Origin of the sequence: Escherichia sp. WS3063, assembly GCF_046486595.1 — a bacterium.
In the GTDB taxonomy this organism is placed as follows: domain Bacteria; phylum Pseudomonadota; class Gammaproteobacteria; order Enterobacterales; family Enterobacteriaceae; genus Escherichia; species Escherichia coli.
On sequence record NZ_JBJQKY010000083.1, the window covers coordinates 1 to 628 of the forward strand.

Genomic DNA, 628 nt, shown 5'->3' on the forward strand with positions numbered 1-628 from the left:
TATCACCTTACCGACGCTTATCGCAGATTAGCACGTCCTTCATCGCCTCTGACTGCCAGGGCATCCACCGTGTACGCTTAGTCGCTTAACCTCACAACCCGAAGATGTTTCTTTCGATTCATCATCGTGTTGCGAAAATTTGAGAGACTCACGAACAACTTTCGTTGTTCAGTGTTTCAATTTTCAGCTTGATCCAGATTTTTAAAGAGCAAAACTTCGCAGTGAACCTTTGCAGGTACACTCTGAAGTATTTTTTATTTAATCACTACAGAGATGGTGGAGCTATGCGGGATCGAACCGCAGACCTCCTGCGTGCAAAGCAGGCGCTCTCCCAGCTGAGCTATAGCCCCATAACATGTAGTTAAAACCTCTTCAAATTTGCGGTGCAAATTTGGTAGGCCTGAGTGGACTTGAACCACCGACCTCACCCTTATCAGGGGTGCGCTCTAACCACCTGAGCTACAAGCCTGTAGAGGTTTTACTGCTCATTTTCATCAGACAATCTGTGTGAGCACTTCAAAGTACGCTTCTTTAAGGTAAGGAGGTGATCCAACCGCAGGTTCCCCTACGGTTACCTTGTTACGACTTCACCCCAGTCATGAATCACAAAGTGGTAAGCGCCCTCCCG

Annotated in this window: 2 tRNA genes and 2 rRNA genes; all 4 read right to left on the bottom strand. The window is 47.3% G+C overall.

The features are described 5' to 3' along the window. Nucleotides 1–91: ribosomal RNA gene (locus ACJHYW_RS25280) — 23S ribosomal RNA — on the bottom strand; the annotation flags it as partial. A gap of 183 nt (nt 92–274) precedes the next feature. Next, a tRNA-Ala gene (locus ACJHYW_RS25285) sits at nt 275–350 on the bottom strand. 42 nt (nt 351–392) lie between these two features. Next, nucleotides 393–469: transfer RNA gene (locus ACJHYW_RS25290), tRNA-Ile, on the bottom strand. A 68-nt stretch (nt 470–537) separates the two neighbouring features. Next, nucleotides 538–628: ribosomal RNA gene (locus ACJHYW_RS25295) — 16S ribosomal RNA — on the bottom strand; the annotation flags it as partial.